This is a genomic window from Micromonospora arida (assembly GCF_042873195.1).
In the GTDB taxonomy this organism is placed as follows: Bacteria; Actinomycetota; Actinomycetes; order Mycobacteriales; family Micromonosporaceae; genus Micromonospora; species Micromonospora arida.
Map to the genome: position 1 here is coordinate 1 of NZ_JBIALC010000012.1, position 16,717 is coordinate 16,717.

General features: G+C 72.3%; 20 protein-coding genes. 13 read left to right on the forward strand and 7 right to left on the reverse strand.

Annotated features, from left to right (window positions below; all coding sequences use genetic code 11):
• Positions 1-222: 222 nt before the first annotated feature.
• The gene (locus ACFYP0_RS27085; protein WP_355498610.1) at positions 223-702 is read right to left on the reverse strand and encodes a DUF6232 family protein; all 480 of its coding nucleotides are present in this window, start codon (positions 700-702) and stop codon (positions 223-225) included.
• Positions 703-800: 98 nt separating this feature from the next.
• Between ACFYP0_RS27085 and ACFYP0_RS27090 the strand changes: the two genes are divergently transcribed.
• Together ACFYP0_RS27090 and ACFYP0_RS27095 are read left to right on the forward strand one after the other, a co-directional pair.
• Positions 801-1,574 carry an enoyl-CoA hydratase-related protein gene (locus ACFYP0_RS27090; RefSeq protein WP_355005364.1) on the forward strand — a complete coding sequence of 258 codons (774 nt, stop codon included), beginning with the start codon at positions 801-803 and terminating at the stop codon, positions 1,572-1,574.
• Between the two features lie 121 nt (positions 1,575-1,695).
• Positions 1,696-3,318 (forward strand): acetolactate synthase, encoded by a 1,623-nt coding sequence (locus ACFYP0_RS27095; protein ID WP_124862338.1) that lies wholly within the window; start codon positions 1,696-1,698, stop codon positions 3,316-3,318.
• A gap of 45 nt (positions 3,319-3,363) precedes the next feature.
• Here ACFYP0_RS27095 and ACFYP0_RS27100 read toward each other — a convergent pair whose 3' ends face one another.
• The 3 genes from ACFYP0_RS27100 to ACFYP0_RS27110 are packed head-to-tail and all read right to left on the reverse strand — an operon-like array spanning position 3,364 to position 4,502.
• A complete protein-coding gene (locus ACFYP0_RS27100) occupies positions 3,364-3,780 on the reverse strand; it encodes a PLD nuclease N-terminal domain-containing protein (RefSeq protein WP_124862335.1) in 417 nt (138 codons plus the stop codon).
• Between the two features lie 27 nt (positions 3,781-3,807).
• A complete protein-coding gene (locus ACFYP0_RS27105) occupies positions 3,808-4,113 on the reverse strand; it encodes a DUF202 domain-containing protein (RefSeq protein ID WP_355498608.1) in 306 nt (101 codons plus the stop codon).
• On the reverse strand, positions 4,110-4,502 hold the full coding sequence (locus tag ACFYP0_RS27110; RefSeq protein WP_124862329.1) for a YidH family protein: 393 nt from the start codon (positions 4,500-4,502) through the stop codon (positions 4,110-4,112). Before ACFYP0_RS27110 ends, ACFYP0_RS27105 begins: the two co-directional genes overlap by 4 nt.
• A 42-nt stretch (positions 4,503-4,544) precedes the next feature.
• Between ACFYP0_RS27110 and ACFYP0_RS27115 the strand changes: the two genes are divergently transcribed.
• The 4 genes from ACFYP0_RS27115 (at position 4,545) to ACFYP0_RS27130 (ending at position 7,693) form a co-directional block, all read left to right on the forward strand.
• Entirely contained in the window at positions 4,545-5,342 is a 798-nt protein-coding gene (locus tag ACFYP0_RS27115) for a GNAT family N-acetyltransferase (protein ID WP_355498605.1), read from the forward strand.
• Positions 5,339-5,752 carry a hypothetical protein gene (locus tag ACFYP0_RS27120; RefSeq protein ID WP_124862323.1) on the forward strand — a complete coding sequence of 138 codons (414 nt, stop codon included), beginning with the start codon at positions 5,339-5,341 and terminating at the stop codon, positions 5,750-5,752. The genes ACFYP0_RS27115 and ACFYP0_RS27120 overlap by 4 nt, the downstream gene beginning before the upstream one ends.
• Positions 5,753-5,939: 187 nt before the next feature.
• The gene (locus tag ACFYP0_RS27125; RefSeq protein ID WP_124862320.1) at positions 5,940-6,719 is read left to right on the forward strand and encodes an electron transfer flavoprotein subunit beta/FixA family protein; all 780 of its coding nucleotides are present in this window, start codon (positions 5,940-5,942) and stop codon (positions 6,717-6,719) included.
• 14 nt (positions 6,720-6,733) lie between these two features.
• Positions 6,734-7,693: an electron transfer flavoprotein subunit alpha/FixB family protein gene (locus ACFYP0_RS27130; protein WP_355498603.1), complete on the forward strand. Its 960-nt coding sequence runs from the start codon at positions 6,734-6,736 to the stop codon at positions 7,691-7,693.
• Positions 7,694-7,787: 94 nt separating this feature from the next.
• On the opposite strand, the gene ACFYP0_RS27135 is transcribed toward ACFYP0_RS27130, so the two are convergent.
• Both ACFYP0_RS27135 and ACFYP0_RS27140 read right to left on the reverse strand, forming a co-directional pair.
• A complete protein-coding gene (locus ACFYP0_RS27135) occupies positions 7,788-8,597 on the reverse strand; it encodes an anti-sigma factor (protein WP_355498601.1) in 810 nt (269 codons plus the stop codon).
• Positions 8,551-9,153, reverse strand: coding sequence for an RNA polymerase sigma factor (locus ACFYP0_RS27140; protein WP_355498600.1), 603 nt, complete (start codon positions 9,151-9,153; stop codon positions 8,551-8,553). Before ACFYP0_RS27140 ends, ACFYP0_RS27135 begins: the two co-directional genes overlap by 47 nt.
• Before the next feature lie 230 nt (positions 9,154-9,383).
• Between ACFYP0_RS27140 and ACFYP0_RS27145 the strand changes: the two genes are divergently transcribed.
• The 7 genes from ACFYP0_RS27145 (at position 9,384) to ACFYP0_RS27175 (ending at position 15,948) form a co-directional block, all read left to right on the forward strand.
• The gene (locus tag ACFYP0_RS27145) at positions 9,384-10,214 is read left to right on the forward strand and encodes a DUF4397 domain-containing protein (RefSeq protein WP_124862307.1); all 831 of its coding nucleotides are present in this window, start codon (positions 9,384-9,386) and stop codon (positions 10,212-10,214) included.
• Positions 10,211-10,876: a class F sortase gene (locus tag ACFYP0_RS27150; protein ID WP_355498597.1), complete on the forward strand. Its 666-nt coding sequence runs from the start codon at positions 10,211-10,213 to the stop codon at positions 10,874-10,876. The genes ACFYP0_RS27145 and ACFYP0_RS27150 overlap by 4 nt, the downstream gene beginning before the upstream one ends.
• Before the next feature lie 104 nt (positions 10,877-10,980).
• A complete protein-coding gene (locus ACFYP0_RS27155) occupies positions 10,981-12,156 on the forward strand; it encodes a cysteine desulfurase family protein (RefSeq protein ID WP_355498594.1) in 1,176 nt (391 codons plus the stop codon).
• 237 nt (positions 12,157-12,393) lie between these two features.
• The gene (gene mnmA, locus ACFYP0_RS27160; protein ID WP_181549021.1) at positions 12,394-13,467 is read left to right on the forward strand and encodes a tRNA 2-thiouridine(34) synthase MnmA; all 1,074 of its coding nucleotides are present in this window, start codon (positions 12,394-12,396) and stop codon (positions 13,465-13,467) included.
• A gap of 37 nt (positions 13,468-13,504) precedes the next feature.
• Positions 13,505-14,509, forward strand: a complete 1,005-nt coding sequence (locus tag ACFYP0_RS27165; RefSeq protein ID WP_386998013.1) for a methionine synthase — start codon at positions 13,505-13,507, stop codon at positions 14,507-14,509.
• A 36-nt stretch (positions 14,510-14,545) separates the two neighbouring features.
• Positions 14,546-14,911: a VOC family protein gene (locus ACFYP0_RS27170; protein ID WP_181518643.1), complete on the forward strand. Its 366-nt coding sequence runs from the start codon at positions 14,546-14,548 to the stop codon at positions 14,909-14,911.
• Between the two features lie 26 nt (positions 14,912-14,937).
• The gene (locus ACFYP0_RS27175) at positions 14,938-15,948 is read left to right on the forward strand and encodes an ADP-ribosylglycohydrolase family protein (RefSeq protein WP_386998095.1); all 1,011 of its coding nucleotides are present in this window, start codon (positions 14,938-14,940) and stop codon (positions 15,946-15,948) included.
• A gap of 176 nt (positions 15,949-16,124) precedes the next feature.
• On the opposite strand, the gene ACFYP0_RS27180 is transcribed toward ACFYP0_RS27175, so the two are convergent.
• Positions 16,125-16,697, reverse strand: a complete 573-nt coding sequence (locus ACFYP0_RS27180) for a type II toxin-antitoxin system PemK/MazF family toxin (RefSeq protein WP_355498584.1) — start codon at positions 16,695-16,697, stop codon at positions 16,125-16,127.
• Positions 16,698-16,717: the final 20 nt, after the last annotated feature.

The window sequence follows — 16,717 nt, forward strand, 5'->3', positions numbered from 1 at the left end:
GCGCTTGCTGCGCCCGCCCCCGCGCCGGCGCTTGCTGCGCCCGCCCCCGCGCCGGCGCTTGCTGCGCCCGCCCCCGCGCCGGCGCTTGCTGCGCCCGCCCCCGCGCCGGCGCTTGCTGCGCCTGCGCCTGCTGCGCCCGGCTGGCGAGCGCCGTCGCTGCGCAGGTTCCACCGGTAACGGCCGGCCCGGGTCAGGTCGGGACGTGAAGCGGAACCAGGCTGGCTAGCGGCGCGTGATGGGGTGGGCCGGCTGGCTGTGCTCCACCGCGCGCTGCACCGCCCGGTAGATCTGCCCGAAGCGCAGCGCGTCACCGGTGCGCAGCAGACGCACCGGCTGACCCCGCCAACGGGCCCACATCTCCAGTTGGCGGCTGCCCCGGGCGTACGAGCGGTCCAGGTGTTCGAAGAGGAAGTCGGCGACCGGCCCGACGGCCAACCCGACCAGCACCGACGCGCCGACGATCGCGATCGTCACGGTGGGTGAGCGGTGCAGCCAGACGGCCACGCCGATGCCGAGCACCGCCGCGACCAGCGGGCCGGCGAGTGCGGCGCCGATCGCACCCCGTCCCACCAGCACACGCCAGGAACGGGTGCCCCGGCGGTGCCAGATCATGGTGATGTCGGCCAGCTCGTAGCTGCGACCGTCGACACGGACGGTGGTGGAGGTGACCTGCACCGACCTGTCGTCGTAATACGTGATCATGGCTGGACTCCCGCCCACGGGGCTGACACCACACTACTTACCCAAACGAGCCGGGTCGTAAGGTTGGCACGCGACTTCGACGAGGAAGTGAGGGCAGCGTGGGCGAGTTCGTTCGGCTGGAGACCACTGACGGCATCGGCACGATCCGGCTGGAGCGGCCGCCGATGAACGCGCTCAACACCCAGGTGCAGGAGGAGTTGCGCGCCGCCGCGACGGCGGCCACCGCCGATCCCGAGGTCCGCGCGGTCATCGTGTACGGCGGGGAGAAGGTCTTCGCCGCCGGCGCCGACATCAAGCAGATGGCCGACATGTCCTACGTGGACATGGCCGACCGGGCGGCGAACCTGTCCAGCGCGCTCGGCGCGATCGCCCGGATCCCCAAGCCGGTGGTCGCCGCGATCACCGGGTATGCCCTCGGCGGCGGCTGTGAGCTGGCGTTGGCCTGTGACTGGCGGATCGTGGCCGAGGACGCCAAGCTCGGCCAGCCGGAGATCAAGCTCGGCATCATCCCGGGTGCCGGCGGCACCCAGCGGCTGGCCCGCCTGGTCGGCCCGGCCCGCGCCAAGGATCTGATCATGACGGGCCGGATGGTCGACGCCGAGGAGGCGCTGCGCATCGGCCTGGCCGACCGGGTGGTCCCTGCCGCCGAGGTCTACGAGGCCGCGGTCGCCTACGTGAAGCCGTACCTGACCGGGCCGGTGCAGGCGCTGCGCGCGGCGAAGCTGGCGGTCGACGGCGGCCTGGACATGGACCTGAACTCGGGCCTGGCCTGGGAGAGTCAGCTCTTCGCGGCGCTGTTCGCCACCGACGACCGGCGCGAGGGCATGGCGGCCTTCGTCGAGAAGCGCAAGCCGGGTTTCACCGGCCGCTGATCCGTCGCTTCCCGGCCCGACGGTCCGTGGCCTCGGCAACGTCCACCGGCCGGGGCCGCGGTCGCAGGGCCAAGTGACTGGCCGGTAACCTGTGATCCCGGCCACGGACGATGGGAGCGACATGACGGAGCGGATCGAGGGTCACGGCGGCGAGTTGGCGCTCGCGGCACTACGCGCGCACGGCGTACGGGAGATGTTCACGCTGTCCGGTGGGCATGTCTTCCCGCTCTACGACGCCGCGTACAAGACGGACTTCCCGATCTACGACGTCCGGCACGAGCAGTCCGCGGTCTTCGCCGCCGAGGCGGTGGCCAAGCTCCAGCGCCGCCCCGGCCTCGCCGTGCTCACCGCCGGGCCCGGTGTCACCAACGGCATCTCCGGCATGACCAGCGCGTTCTTCAACGCTTCACCGGTGCTGGTGCTCGGCGGGCGGGCGCCAGCGTTCCGCTGGGGCTCGGGCAGCCTCCAGGAAATGGACCACCTGCCGCTGGTCAGTCCGGTCACCAAGCACGCCGAGACGGTGTTCAGCACCGACGACATCCCGCGTGCGGTGGGTGCGGCGCTGAACGCCGCGCTCACCCCGCACCGCGGCCCGGCCTTCCTCGACTTTCCGCTGGAGACGGTCTTCTCGGTCGCCGAGGCCGAGCTGCCGACCGTGACCGGTGTCGACCCGATCGCCCCGGACCCGGAGGAGGTCGGCCGCGCCGCGATGCTCATCGCCGGGGCGCAGCGGCCGGTCATCATCGCCGGCTCCGACGTGTACGCGGGCGACGCGGTCGCCGCGCTGCGCGAGGCGGCCGAGGCGTTGCAGGTGCCGGTCTTCACCAACGGCATGGGCCGCGGCTCGCTCCCGCCGGAGCACCCGCTGGCGTTCGCCAAGGCCCGCCGGGCCGCGCTCTCCGGTGCCGACGTGGTCGTGGTGGTGGGCACCCCGCTGGACTTCCGGCTCAGCTTCGGTGACTTCGGTGACGCCAAGGTGGTGCACATCGTCGACGCCCCCGGCCAGCGGGCGACGCACGTGCAGCCGGCCGTCGCCCCCGCCGGTGACCTGCGTCTGATCCTGTCCGCGCTGGCCGATCACTCCGGTGACCGGGCCGACCACTCCGACTGGATCGCCGATCTGCGCGTCGCCGAGGACGCGGCGAAGGCTCGGGACGCCGCGGAGATGGCCGCCGAGACCGACCCGATCCGCCCGGCCCGGATCTACGGCGAGCTGCGTCGGGCGCTCGCCCCGGACGCGATCACCATCGGCGACGGCGGCGACTTCGTGTCGTACGCCGGGCGGTACCTGGAGCCGGCCCAGCCCGGCACGTGGCTGGACCCGGGCCCGTACGGCTGCCTGGGCACCGGCATGGGTTACGCGATGGGCGCCCGGGTCAGTCACCCGGACCGGCAGATCTGCGTGCTGATGGGCGACGGCGCGGCCGGCTTCTCGCTGATGGACGTCGAGTCGCTGGTCCGCCAGAAGCTGCCGGTGGTGATCGTCGTCGGCAACAACGGCATCTGGGGGCTGGAGAAGCACCCGATGCGGGCCATGTACGGCTACGACGTGGCCGCCGACCTCCAGCCGGAGCTGCGGTACGACACGGTGGTCAGTGCGCTCGGCGGGGCGGGGGAGACGGTCGCCAAGGCGGCCGACCTGGGCCCGGCGCTCCAGCGGGCGTTCGACTCCGGGGTGCCGTACCTGGTGAACGTGCTCACCGACCCGACCGACGCGTACCCCCGGTCGTCGAACCTGGCCTGAGTCGCACCCGCCGCCGCCGTCGCTCCTGCGCCGGCGGCGGCGCGCTCACACCTCCGGTCGGTCGCCCCCGCGCGGCGGCTCACCGTCGCGGCGGCGCAGATCGTCCTCGCGTCGCCGCAGGTCTTCCTCCCAGCGTTGGAACAGCTCCTGGTCCTGCTGCTGGGCGCGTTCCTCGACGGAGCGCAGGAACTCCGGGTCGTCGTCGGGGGCCACCGGCCGAGGGCGCTGCCGCTCGCCGCCGCCGGTGACGCCCGGCCAGCCCTTGCGGGCGCCGTTGCTGGGCTCCCGGCCGACGATGAACCAGGCGATCGAGCCGACCAGCGGGAAGAACAAGATGATCAGCACCCAGGCGATCCGGGGAAGGGCGCGGATCTGGCCCTCCTCGGCGGAGAGACAGCTGATCAGCGCGCAGACGGCGAGGACAATCTGCACCAGGAAGAGGAGTACGCCAAGCCGGGCCATGCACCCATGATGACGCACCGGATCGCGTCACCCTAGTCCGCGCAGGACCAGCAGCACTCCGAGTAACGCCAGCACCACCGTGCCCACCGTGACCAGGGGCAGTGTCCGGCCGCCGGTGCGGGCAGGACCGGTGCCAGTGCCCCTGGGCCAGCAGAGCACCAGCAGGGCGCCCCACACCAGAACGGTGCCGCCGGCGATCAGCGCACCGGTCGGGTCGCCGGTCGACGCCAGCCGGACGGCGAGCACGGTCACCACGGTCACCGTGAGCAGGGTGCGCCGCCAGGCCAGCCGGGTCCGCTCCGGTTGCAGCCCCGGGTCGCGTCCGGTGCTCACCGCCCGCCGACCGCCCGCAGCAGGACGGCGCCCACCAGCAGCAACGCGCCGACGCCGACGGCGAGCGCCAGGATGGCGGGGAACCGGGACGCGGGCAGTTCCTGACCGAGCCGGATGGCCCGCTCGGTACGCGCCCAGTGGTCCACCGCGCGGATCGCGACCGCCGCGCCGAGCAGCAGCAACGCCACCGCGATCACCTCGCGCAGGTGGCTCATCGGCAGGGGCGGCAGGAACTGCGCGGCGGCCAACCCGCCTCCGACCAGTGCCAACCCGGTGCGCAGCCAGGCGAGGAAGGTCCGTTCATTGGCCAGGGAGAAGCGGTAGTCCGGTGTTTCACCGACCGAGCCCCGCTCCGCCGGGTCGAACCACCGTCTGATCGCCTCCCACACAGTGGGAGATTATCCGCTTCCCATCCCGCTTAGCCTGGTCCGGTGACTGATCTCGACGTACAGACGCTGCGTGACGCCTACGACAACCAACTCCGTCCGGAGATCCCCGACCCGGTTCCGGCCGGCGTGACGGTGGAGCGGGACGGGCCGCTGGTCCGGATCTCCGGGCTCGACTCCGGTGGCTTCATCACCTATCGCGACCTGGGTGGGTTGACCGGCGACGCGCTGGACGAGCTGATCGCCCGGCAGGTGCGGTTGTGCGGCGAGCGGGGCGAGTCGGCGGAGTGGAAGCTCAACGAGCACGACGAACCGGCGGACCTGGCGGACCGCCTGCGGGCAGCCGGCTTCGTGCCGGAGGACCGGGAGACCGTCGTGGTCGGCCCGGTCGCCCCGCTGGCCGCCGCGCTGCCGGTCGTTCCCGAGGGGTTACGCCTGCGTGAGGTGACCGCCCGGGAGGACCTGGAGCGGATCGCCGCCATGGAGGAGGAGGTCTGGCAGGCGGACCGTTCGCACCTCGTGTGGGGGCTGGCCAAGGAGATCGACGCCGACTCGAACTCGATCACGGTGGTGGTGGCCGAGGCGGGCGGGACGGTGGTGAGCGCCGGCTGGGTGCGGTTCCCGGCGAACACCGGCTTCGCCACGCTGTGGGGTGGCTCGACCCTGCCGCAGTGGCGGCGCAGGGGCATCTACCGGGCGCTGGTCAACTACCGGGCGCGGCTGGCCGAGCAGCGGGGTCGGACGCTCATGCAGGTCGACTGTTCCGAGGACAGCCGGCCGATCCTGGAGCGACTCGGCCTCGTCCCGGTCACCACCACCACCCCGTACGTCTACACTCCGTGATCATGGAGCAGCGGTTGACGGACGAGGAGCGGTTGACCCTCAAGACCGGTGCCTTCGGTGCCGTCTTCCTGGTCTCCAACGCCGACCCCGGTGTCCTGGGGGTGATCCGGGAGAGCATCGCCGCGTCCGGCGCGCTGGCCGACGCCAGTGGCACGGTCAAGGAGGCGTTGACGACCGGCCCGCTGCCGCGACTTCCCCGGGACTCGCAGCTGGAGATCGAGTCGGTGGTGCTGCCGGCGCTGGGGCAGGCGGTGCGGATCCTGCGCGAGAAGTGCCCACGGGACGTGGACGCGTACCGCGAACTGGTGTTGGCCGCGGCGGATCGGGTGGCCCGCGCGCACGACGGAGTGGCGCCCACCGAGGCGGCGGCCATCGACCAGATCCGGGTCGCGTTGGCCGAGCCGGCCTGACCGGCCGCGCGTCGGTGAGCTGTGTCACTCTGAGTGCTGCGGGAGCGCAACCTACTGGCAGGTAACATTGTGCCGTGGGCAACTGCACAACCGCCCGCGGTTGACCTGACGTCGACCGACGCGCGACGCTGCGCCCCATACCGGGCGAGCGAATCGCAACACCACACAGGAGGGTCGTCGAAGCGCGATGAACATCGTCGTACTCGTCAAGCAGGTGCCTGATTCGGGCGCGGACCGCAACCTGCGCAATGACGACAACACCGTCGACCGCGGTTCGGCGAACAACGTGATCAACGAGATGGACGAGTACGCCATCGAGGAGGCCCTCAAGATCAAGGAGGCGCACGGCGGCGAGGTCACCATCCTGACCATGGGTCCGGACCGGGCGACCGAGTCGATCCGCAAGGCGCTCTCCATGGGCCCGGACAAGGCCGTGCACGTGCTGGACGACGCCCTGCACGGCTCGTGCGCCGTCGCCACCTCGAAGGTGCTCGCCGCCGCTCTCGGTCAGCTCAATGCCGACCTGGTCATCTGCGGTGCAGAGTCCACCGACGGCCGGGTCCAGGTCATGCCGCACATGATCGCCGAGCGACTGGGCGTCGCGGCGCTCACCGGTGCCCGCAAGCTCACGGTCGACGGCGCGACGCTGACCGTCGAGCGGCAGACCGAGGAGGGCTACGAGGTGGTCACCGCTGCCACCCCGGCCGTGGTCTCCGTCTGGGACACCATCAACGAGCCGCGCTACCCCTCCTTCAAGGGCATCATGGCCGCCAAGAAGAAGCCGGTGCAGACGCTCTCGCTGGCCGAGCTCGGGGTCGCGGCCGACGAGGTGGGCTTCGACGGCGCCACCAGTGCCGTCGTCGAACACACCAAGCGCCCCCCGCGCTCCGGCGGCGCCAAGATCACTGATGAGGGCGAGGGCGGCGTCAAGCTGGTCGAGTTCCTCGCCACCGAGAAGTTCGTGTGAGAGGGGGGTCTGACATGTCCGAGGTTCTCGTCGTCGTCGAAGCCACCAAGGAATTCGGCGTCAAGAAGGTCACCCTGGAAATGCTCACCCTCGCGCGTGAGCTGGGCACCCCGAGCGCGGTGGTGCTGGGCGGCGCCGGCGCAGCCGAGGCGCTGAGCGGCAAGCTGGGCGAGTACGGCGCGGAGAAGATCTACGCGGCCGAGGGTGACGAGATCGACGGCTACCTGGTGGCCCCCAAGGCGACAGTGCTGGCCGAGTTGGTCAAGCGGGTGCAGCCGGCCGCCGTGCTGCTGGCGTCGGCTCAGGAGGGCAAGGAGATCGCCGCCCGGCTCGCCGTGAAGCTCGACAACGGCATCCTGACCGACGTGGTCGGTCTGGACGCCGACGGCACCGCGACCCAGGTCGCCTTCGCCGGCTCCACCATCGTCAAGTCCAAGGTCACCAAGGGCCTGCCGTTGGTCACCGTCCGACCCAACTCGGTCACCCCCGCCCCGGCGGCGGCCACCCCGGCGATCGAGCAGCTCAGCGTGTCGGTCACCGACACCGACAAGCTGGCCAAGGTCCTCGAGCGGGTCGCCGAGCAGAAGGGCTCCCGCCCCGAGCTGACCGAGGCCGGTGTGGTCGTCTCCGGCGGTCGGGGCGTCGGCAACGCCGACAACTTCAAGCTGGTCGAGGAGCTGGCCGACCTGCTCGGCGGCGCTGTCGGCGCGTCCCGCGCGGCCGTCGACTCCGGCTTCTACCCACACCAGTTCCAGGTGGGCCAGACCGGTAAGACGGTCTCCCCGCAGCTCTACGTCGCCCTCGGCATCTCCGGTGCCATCCAGCACCGGGCCGGCATGCAGACCTCGAAGACCATCGTCGCGGTCAACAAGGACGGCGAGGCGCCGATCTTCGAGCTGGCCGACTTCGGGGTGGTGGGCGACCTGTTCAAGATCGTCCCGCAGGCCGCCGAGGAGATCCGCAAGCGCAAGTAAGCCAGCGATACGTCAGTGGCCGCCCGTGCGAACGGGCGGCCACTGCCGTATGGGGAGCTGATCGGCGAGCCGGGGAGCTGAGCCGGCCCGCCGATCAGCCCGTCAGGGAGCCCCTCAGCAGGCTGTCGCCGGAGTGGCGGGTGTTGTTGTCGTACTGCTCGGCGGAGACGTCGACCACCGAGTAGCTCTTGAGGTCGACATTCGGGGGCAGGGGTAGCAGCGCGTCCGAGCCGCCACCCAGGGTGCCGACCGAGAACATCTCCATCGTCGTCGGATTGATGAGCCAGACCTCGTAGTACCCCGCGACGCTCGGGAGATTCGCCACATGCAGATGTAGTTGGCCGTCCTTCAAAACCCGGGCGTCACCCTTGGCCGTCGGCGGGGTCGCCCCGTACGCCGCCAGCGGCGCGCTCGCCACCACCACCGGCGCCGGGGTGGGCGCCGGGTCGTCCGGTCGGAGGACCGAGACGGTGCCCACCACGCCGACCGCCGCGGCGGCGGCCGCGGTCACCGCGGTGGCCACCCAACCGGACCAGCCGCGACGTCGACGGGATCGCCGTGCCGGGTCCAGTCGGGTCACCGTCGACCCGGCCGCCGCGCCGAAGGTCTGCTCGGTCGTCGTGGTGTCGGCCTGCTCGGGCACCCGGTGTCGACGGGTCTCGGTCAGCAACGGTCCGGCCTCCGCGGCCCTGACCTGGGCTTCGATGCCCTGCCAGACGTGCTCCGGCGGGTCGGGCAGGTCGGCCAGGCCCTGCGTCTCGGTGCCGAGCCCCGCCACCAGCTGAAGGCTCGCGATCTCGGCCCGGCAGAGCGCGCAGGTGCCGAGGTGGGTGCTCTCCCCGTTGTCCGCCTCGCTCTCACCGAGTGCCAGAAATACCAGCCGGTCGTGGTCCAGGTGCTGCACCGTCCACCTCCCATCTGCGCTTCAAGCTCGCCATACCGCGTCGGATGTGACTCTTCACAGTGCCCAACGGCACGCCCGTCACCGCGGCTATCTGCTGGTGTGTCAGGTCGTCGTAGAAGGCCAGCTCCAGCATCCGTCGCTGGTCGTCCGGGAGACGAGCCAGCTCGTCGGCGATCACCAACCGGTCCACCACGCGGTCCGGATCGGGCTCGGTCTGCGCCGGCTCGGGCAACTGTCGGACCGTCTCCACCACCCGGGTCTCCCGGGCCGAGGCGCGCATCCGGTCGATCACCTTCCGCCGGCCGATGCCGAGCAACCAGCCGATCAGCGACCCCTTGGCCGGGTCGAACGTGTCGCGACCCAGCCAGGCGGCGACGAACGTCGCCTGGGTGACGTCCTCGGCGTCGCTGCGGTTCGCCAGCATGGACGTGGCCAGGTGGTGCACGGCGCGGCCGTAGCGGTCGTACGCCTCGCGGAGCGCCACGTCGTCACCGGCGCGGAACCTGCGGTCGAGGTCGTCCACCGGAGGGTCCGGTTCCTGTTGGAGCGCCGTCATCAGGCGGCTCGCCTTCGATGGGGCATGCCCGACTGTAGCTGGCACAGTCCCCGCCCCACTTCCCCGGTCGAAGTCATCTCACCAGCTCTTCGTCTCCCGACCCCCTTCCGGATGCGGTCTGGGCCGGAAAAGAAAAGTGCCTCCGGGGCGCATCCACCCGTCCGACAGCCGGCGTAACCCGTTCTGCAAGCCAGGCCTGACGAATCAGCACCAAATATCAGGAGGCAGACATGCAGTTCTCGTACTTCCGTCGGGTCGCCGCGGGCGGCGCGGTCGCCGCGCTGGCCTTCGCCGGTGTCGGTGCCCTCACCGCCGGCCCCGCGTACGCCGCCACGTCGAAGGTCTCCGTCGTGCACGGCATCCCGGACACCCCGGTCGACGTCTACGTCAACGGCAAGAAGACGCTGGACAACTTCAAGCCCGGCGACGTCGCCGGCCCGCTGAACCTGGAGGAGGGCGACTACGACATCGCGCTCACCAAGCCGGGCGAGCCGATCGGCAGCGCGATCCTCAAGGTCGACAACGCCGCGGTGCCGGGCGGTGCGAACATCAGCATCGCGGCCCACCTCGACGCCGCCGGCCAGCCGAAGATCACTCCGTTCGTGAACGACGTCTCGAAGGTCGACGCCGGTAAGGCCCGGTTGATCGTCCGGCACACCGCCGCCGCCCCGGCGGTCGACGTCCGCGCCGGTGGCACCCCGGTCTTCGAGGACCTGACCAACCCGAACGAGGCCAAGGGCGACGTCGACGCGGGCGAGGTCAAGGCGGACGTGGTGCTGGCCGGCACCGACACCGTGGCCATCGGCCCGGCGGACCTCAACCTCAAGGAGGGCACCGCCACGATCGTCTACGCGATCGGCTCCGCCGAGGGCAAGACCCTCGACGTGGTGGCGCAGACCATCACCGGCCTGCACTCCGCCCCGGGCGGCGTGCCCAGCGGTGACGGCGGCCAGGCCGGCACGGGCGTGGACACCTGGTGGTACGTGCTCACCGGTGCCGGCGTACTCCTGCTGCTTGGTGGTGGGGTGCGGATGGCGACCGCGCGGACCGGCCGCAAGTGACGGTGCGCAATCGCGGCGCGCTGGCGGCCCTGGCCGCCGGCGTTGCCGCGCTCACCGTCGCCACGCTCGTGGCGTGCGGCTCCCAGCCGGCCGAGGACGTGGGCGGCGACGAGGCGGCCAACCTCGCGACCGCCACCCCGACCCCGTCGGCCAGCGCGGCCGATGGCCAGTCTGTCCCGGTGACCGTCGGCGAACTGCCGGCCGGGGCGGAGATCGTCCCGCCGGTGCGGCTGGTGATCCCGGCGATCGACGTCACCGCCACGATCAACGCGGTCGGCATCAACAAGCGGACCAACGATTTCGAGGTGCCACCGAGCGTCGACAAGATCGGCTGGTACCGGTACGGGCCCGGCCTGGAGGCGGAAGCCGGCTCGATCGTCATCGCTGGTCACGTGGACAGCGCCCAGCAGGGCAAGGGCGCGTTCTTCCGGCTGCGGGAGCTCGATCAGGGCGACACCCTGACCGCGACCGGCAGTGATGGCGAGGCCCGCAAGTACCGGGTCGTGGCCCGGGAGGAGTACGACAAGACCAAGATTCCGTTGGAGCGCTACTTCGCCCGCGACGGCAAGCCGCGGCTGACACTGATCACCTGTGGTGGGCCGTTCGACGCCAAGGCGCGCAAGTACCGCGACAACATCGTCGTCACCGCGGTGCCCGCCTGAGCGGGTCCGCGCATCGGGCCGGGGTGGAGTTTCCACCCCGGCCCATTGCGTGCGGTCCCCTCCGGCATCCGGTCCCCAAGGTGTCGGCCGTACGCTGAACGGCGATGGCTTACCTGGATCACGCGGCGACGACTCCCATGCTCGACGAGGCACTGGAGGCGTACGTCGCTACCGCCCGCGAGGTCGGCAACGCGTCCTCCCTGCACGCGGCGGGCCGCCGTGCCCGCCGCCGGGTCGAAGAGTCACGCGAACGGGTGGCCGCGGTGCTGGGCGCCCGGCCCTCTGAGGTGATCTTCACCGGTGGTGGCACGGAGAGCGACAACCTCGCGGTCAAGGGCATCTTCTGGGCCCGCCGAGCAGCCCGGCCCGACCGCCGCCGGGTGGTCTCCAGCGCCGTTGAGCACCACGCGGTGCTGGACGCTGTCGACTGGCTGGCCCAGCACGAGGGCGCCGAGGTCGGCTGGCTGCCGGTGGACGCCGTCGGTCGGCTCGACCCGCAGACCCTGCATGCCGAGTTGGCCGCGCACGCCGACCAGGTGGCCGTGGTCACCGCGATGTGGGCGAACAACGAGGTGGGCACCGTCCAGCCGGTGGCCGAGCTGGCTGCCGTCGCCGCCGAACACGGTGTGCCCTTCCACACCGACGCCATCCAGGCGGTCGGTCAGGTGCCCGTCGACTTCGGGGCCAGTGGGGTCGCCGCGCTGACCGTCACCGGGCACAAGTTGGGCGGCCCGACCGGGGTGGGCGCGCTGCTGCTCGCCCGGGACGTGCCGGCCACGCCGCTGCTGCACGGCGGCGGCCAGGAACGCGACATCCGCTCCGGCACCCTCGACACCGCCGGCATCGTCGCCTTCGCGGTCGCGGTGGAGACGGCCGTGAAGGGCCAGCAGGAGTACGCGGCCCGGGTGGCCGCGCTCCGCGACGACCTGATCGAGCGGGTCCGCCAGGCGGTGCCCGAGGTGGTCTACAACGGTGACCCGACCGACCGGCTGCCCGGCAACGCGCATTTCTCCTTTCCCGGCTGTGAGGGCGACGCGCTGTTGCTCCTGCTCGACGCGCAGGGGATCGCCTGCTCGACCGGCTCCGCCTGCTCGGCAGGGGTGGCCCAGCCCTCGCACGTGCTGCTGGCGATGGGCGCCGACGACGACCGCGCCCGCTCCTCGCTGCGTTTCACCCTGGGCCACACCAGCACCCAGGCCGACATCGACGCCCTCATCGCGGCCCTCCCGGCAGCGGTCGACCGAGCCCGCCGGGCCGCAGCCCTCCGCACTCCCCGCTAACCCCCTCGCCCCCACCCCCTGATTTCCGCGATCTTGCACTTTCGGTCGTCTGTTCGCGTCTTGTGCGGCATATGTCGCAGCAGAAAGTGCAAGATCGCGTGGGCGTGGGCTGGGTTGGGTTTGGGTTTGGGTTTGGGTTTGGGTTTGGGGTTGGGTTTGTGGGGTGGCGGGGGGTTCGGGGCTGGTGGATAGGGTTGTTGTGGGGGAACGGGTGGGGACGGGGAAGGGAGTGGGTCGGTGAGGGTTCTGGCGGCGATGTCGGGTGGGGTTGACTCGGCCGTGGCGGCGGCGCGGGCGGTGGCCGCCGGGCACGATGTGACCGGCGTGCACCTGGCGCTCGCCCGCAACCCACAGACCTATCGGACCGGGGCGCGCGGCTGCTGCACCCTGGAGGACTCCCGGGACGCCCGGCGGGCGGCCGACGTGATCGGCATCCCGTTCTACGTGTGGGACATGGCCGACCGCTTCCACGAGGACGTGGTCGACGACTTCGTCGCCGAGTACGCCGCCGGTCGTACGCCGAACCCCTGCCTGCGCTGCAACGAGAAGATCAAGTTCGCGGCGGTGCTGGACCGGGCGGTGGCCCTGGGCTTCGACGCGGTGGTGACCGGGCACCACGCCCGCCTCGGCGCGGACGGGCTGCTGCGGCGCAGTGTCGACCTGGCCAAGGACCAGTCGTACGTGCTCGCCGTGCTCACCCGCGAGCAGCTCGACCGGTCGATCTTCCCGCTCGGTGACTCGACCAAGGCGCAGGTCCGCGCCGAGGCCGCCGAGCGTGGCCTGGCCGTGGCCGACAAGCCGGACTCACACGACATCTGCTTCATCGCCGACGGGGACACCCGCGGCTTCCTGGCCGGTCGGCTCGGTGAGGCGCCCGGCGACGTGGTGGACGCGTCCACCGGCGCGGTCGTCGGCAGTCACAGCGGTGCGTACGCGTACACGGTGGGGCAACGTCGCGGGCTGCACCTGGACCGGCCCGCCCCCGACGGTCGGCCACGCTACGTGCTCTCCATCACGCCGAAGACCAACACGGTGACGGTCGGCCCGGCCGAGGCCCTGGATGTGTCCGACGTGCACGCCGTACGTCCGGTCTGGACCGGCGGCGCCCGTCCGGACGCCCCGGTCGAGTGTGAGGTGCAGTTGCGCGCGCACGGCGAGGTGGTGCCGGCGACCGTCGCCCTCGACGGTGACCGGCTGCACGCCGAGCTGCGCCGACCGGTACGCGGCGTCGCCGCCGGTCAGGCCGTGGTGGCGTACCGACCGGACCCGGCCGGCGACGTGGTCCTCGGCTCCGCGACCATCACCGGCTGACCGCACACCCCGGGTGTTCGCGGGATAGCCTTCGCCCGTGACAGATCAGGCGTGGCCCTGGCCGGCCGGCGCGGCAACCGGAATCGGCTCGCTGCCCGGCACCGACATCGGCGAGGCTCAGCGGGTGGTCCTCGGTGAGCTTCCCGAGCTGCCGCACCTGTCCGAGTTGCCGGCCCGTGGCCCCGGAGCGGACATGATCGGCCGGTCCGCCGGGCTGCTCGTCGAGCTGCCGGTCGAGGTGTACGCGGGGCGGTGGCGGGTCGCCCCACGCCCGGGCCGCGACCTGCGCCGGGCCCGTGACCTGATGGAACGCGACCTGGACCAGCTCGCCGAGCAGGCCGAGGGGTACGCCGGGCCGATCAAGGTGCAGGCCGCCGGCCCGCTCACGCTGGCCGCCTCCCTGGAGTTGCCGATCGGTGGCCGACTGCTGCGCGATCCCGGCGCGGTCCGCGACCTGACCGGCTCCCTCGCCGAAGGGCTGCGCGCGCACGTCGCGGCGGTCGCCCGCAGGCTGCCCCAGGCATCGGTGCTGCTGCAACTGGACGAGCCGTCACTGCCGACCGTGCTGGCCGGGCGGGTGCCGACCGAGAGCGGTCTGGGCGCGTACCGGGCGGTCGAGTCGGTGGACGCCGCCGCCCTGCTGCGCGCGGTCGTCGAGGCGGTCGGCGTGCCGACGCTGGTGCACTGCTGCGCCCCGGACGTACCGCTGGAGCTGATCCGCTCCGCCGGCGCCGTCGCGGTCGCCCTCGACCTGGACCTGGTCACCAAACTCGACCCGCTGGGCGAGGCGATCGACGCCGGCCTCGGGTTGCTGGCCGGGGCCGCGCCGACCCGGCCGCCGTCGGCCGGTGGCGCGCCGACCTCCGCGCAGATCGCCGACCGGGTACGCCAGGTCTGGGACCGCCTCGGCTTCCCTCGTCGCCAACTCGCCGAGCAGGTGGTGGTCACCCCGGCCTGCGGCCTCGCCGGCGCCACTCCGGAGTACGCGCGGGCAGTGCTCGCCGCGTGCCGCGACGCCGTCCGGCGCCTCGCCGAGGCCTGAGGTTTCCTGTCGTACCCGGTGGGCAGGATGACGGTCATGATTGGACAGCTGCGTTCAGTGGTGATCGACTGCCCGGATCCGCGGGCGTTGGCGGCGTTCTACGCCGAACTGCTCGGCGTGCCGCTCGCCGAGGGCAACTCCGATGACGACTGGGTGGTGCTGGGCGGCCCACCCGGTCACCAGCCGCGCCTCGCCTTCCAACAGGCGCTCAACCTGCGCCCACCGGCCTGGCCGGATCCCGAGCGCCCACAGCAGTTCCACCTCGACGTGACGGTGGACGACATCGAGGCCGCCGAGAAGGCGGCGCTCGCGCTGGGTGCGCGGCGGCTGCCAGGTGAGGGCGAGGGCTTCCGGGTCTATGCCGATCCGGCCGGCCACCCGTTCTGCCTCTGCTGGGACTGAGCCGTGGGTTGCGGCGGCGGGGCATCATTGCCGCCGTGATCCACACCTCTGCGCTTCGCGCCTCCGGTTCGCTCTTCGGCCTCGCCTACGGTGACGCGCTGGGCAAGCCGACCGAGTTCCTGACCGTCGCCGAGATCGAGCGCCGGTACGGCCCGACCGGTCCACGCGAGCTGGTCGGCGAGCCCGCACTGGTCACCGACGACACCCAGATGGCGCTGGCGGTGGGTTGGGCGCTGCACGAGGCGCCGTCGTTCACGCCTGAGGCGGTGGAGCCACTGCTGCGGCAACGCTTCCTGGCCTGGGCGGTCAGCCCGGACAACAACCGTGCCCCGGGCATGACCTGCCTGCGCGCCTGCGCCGAGCTGAGCCGTGGGGTGCGCTGGCAGGAGGCGACGGTGGTCGGCTCGAAGGGCTGCGGGGCCAACATGCGGGTCACCCCGGTCGGGTTGCTCGACGTGGACCTCGACACGCTCGCCGGGTTGGCCCAGTTGCAGGCCGGGCTGACCCACGGCCACCCGACCGGGCTGGCCGCCAGCGAACTCACCGCGTACGCGGTCTTCGCGCTGCGCACGGGCGCCTCGCTGCCCGACCTTCCCGCGCTGCTTACCGAGCGGGCGCTGTCCCAGCGCCTGGTCTACCGGGAGCGGTGGCTGGGCGACCTCTGGCAGCGCCCGGGGGTCGGCACGCCGGAGGAGTTCATCGCGCGGGGCTGGGACGAGTGCCTGGCGGTGCTGGGCCGACTGACAGACACTCTGGCGCAGCCGGACGACGGTGGCGACCCGTGCCAGGCCACCGGGGAGGGCTGGGTGGCCGAGGAGGCGCTGGCCACCGCGCTGCTCTGCGCCGTACGGCACGCCGACGACCCGGTCGCGGCGCTGGCCCGGGGCGCGACCACCGCCGGCGACTCTGACTCGATCGCCGCCCTGGCCGGCGCGTTCGTGGGCGCGGCCGTCGGCATGACCGCCTGGCCGCACGAATGGGTCAACCGCATCGAGTACGCGGACCAGCTGGCCACGCTCGGCACGGCCTGGGACTGATCCGGGCGCGGCCTGCCCGACCGGCGCGGTCGGGCAGTCATGATCAACTCGGGTTTCTGTAAATCGGGGCATCCGGGAGCTCGGGACACCGCGACTTTCGGGAACCCTAGTTGATCATGACCGGCGCCCGGTCGCGAGGATGGGGAGGGGTGGTCGGCGGCCGGCCACGACGGTGGTCAGGAGGTGGGGAGGTGGCGCAGGCTGCGCACTTTTCGCCACAGGTCGGCGTCGCAACGGCCGGCGTGGTCGGCGAAGGCGGCCGAGCTGAGTCGGATCGGCTCGGTGAGGCTGAGGTAGCTGTCGTGCTCCGCGCCCGGGTCCCAGTCCCGCGTGGGAATCCGCACGTGGTCGTCCCGGTCGCTCTTGTCCTGGCTGGTGATCTTCAGGACGTCGGCGCCCCGGGAGTCGGCGCGCAGCACCAGGCACGGGCGCACCTTCGACCCGCTGCCGTCGGCGTACGGCACGTCGGCCCACCAGATCTCACCGGGCGCCGGGGCGTCGCCGTGCCGGTCGGTGTCGCGCGAGCGGGGTTTGGTGGACGGCCGTTCGGCGCCACGGGGCCGCGGCGGGGTGGAACGGCGGCCACCGGTGCCGCCCCGACCCGGCCGGGTGCCCGGACGCCGGTTGGCCACCCGGTGCCGCCAACTGTTCCACGCCCAGCCGGCGGTGACGGCCAGCAGGATCGCCACCGCCCAGAGCAGTGCCTCGCGCATCCGTACCTCCGCGTCCCGGCGACCAGCCGGTCGCACCGTCCGGCGATCCTTGCACG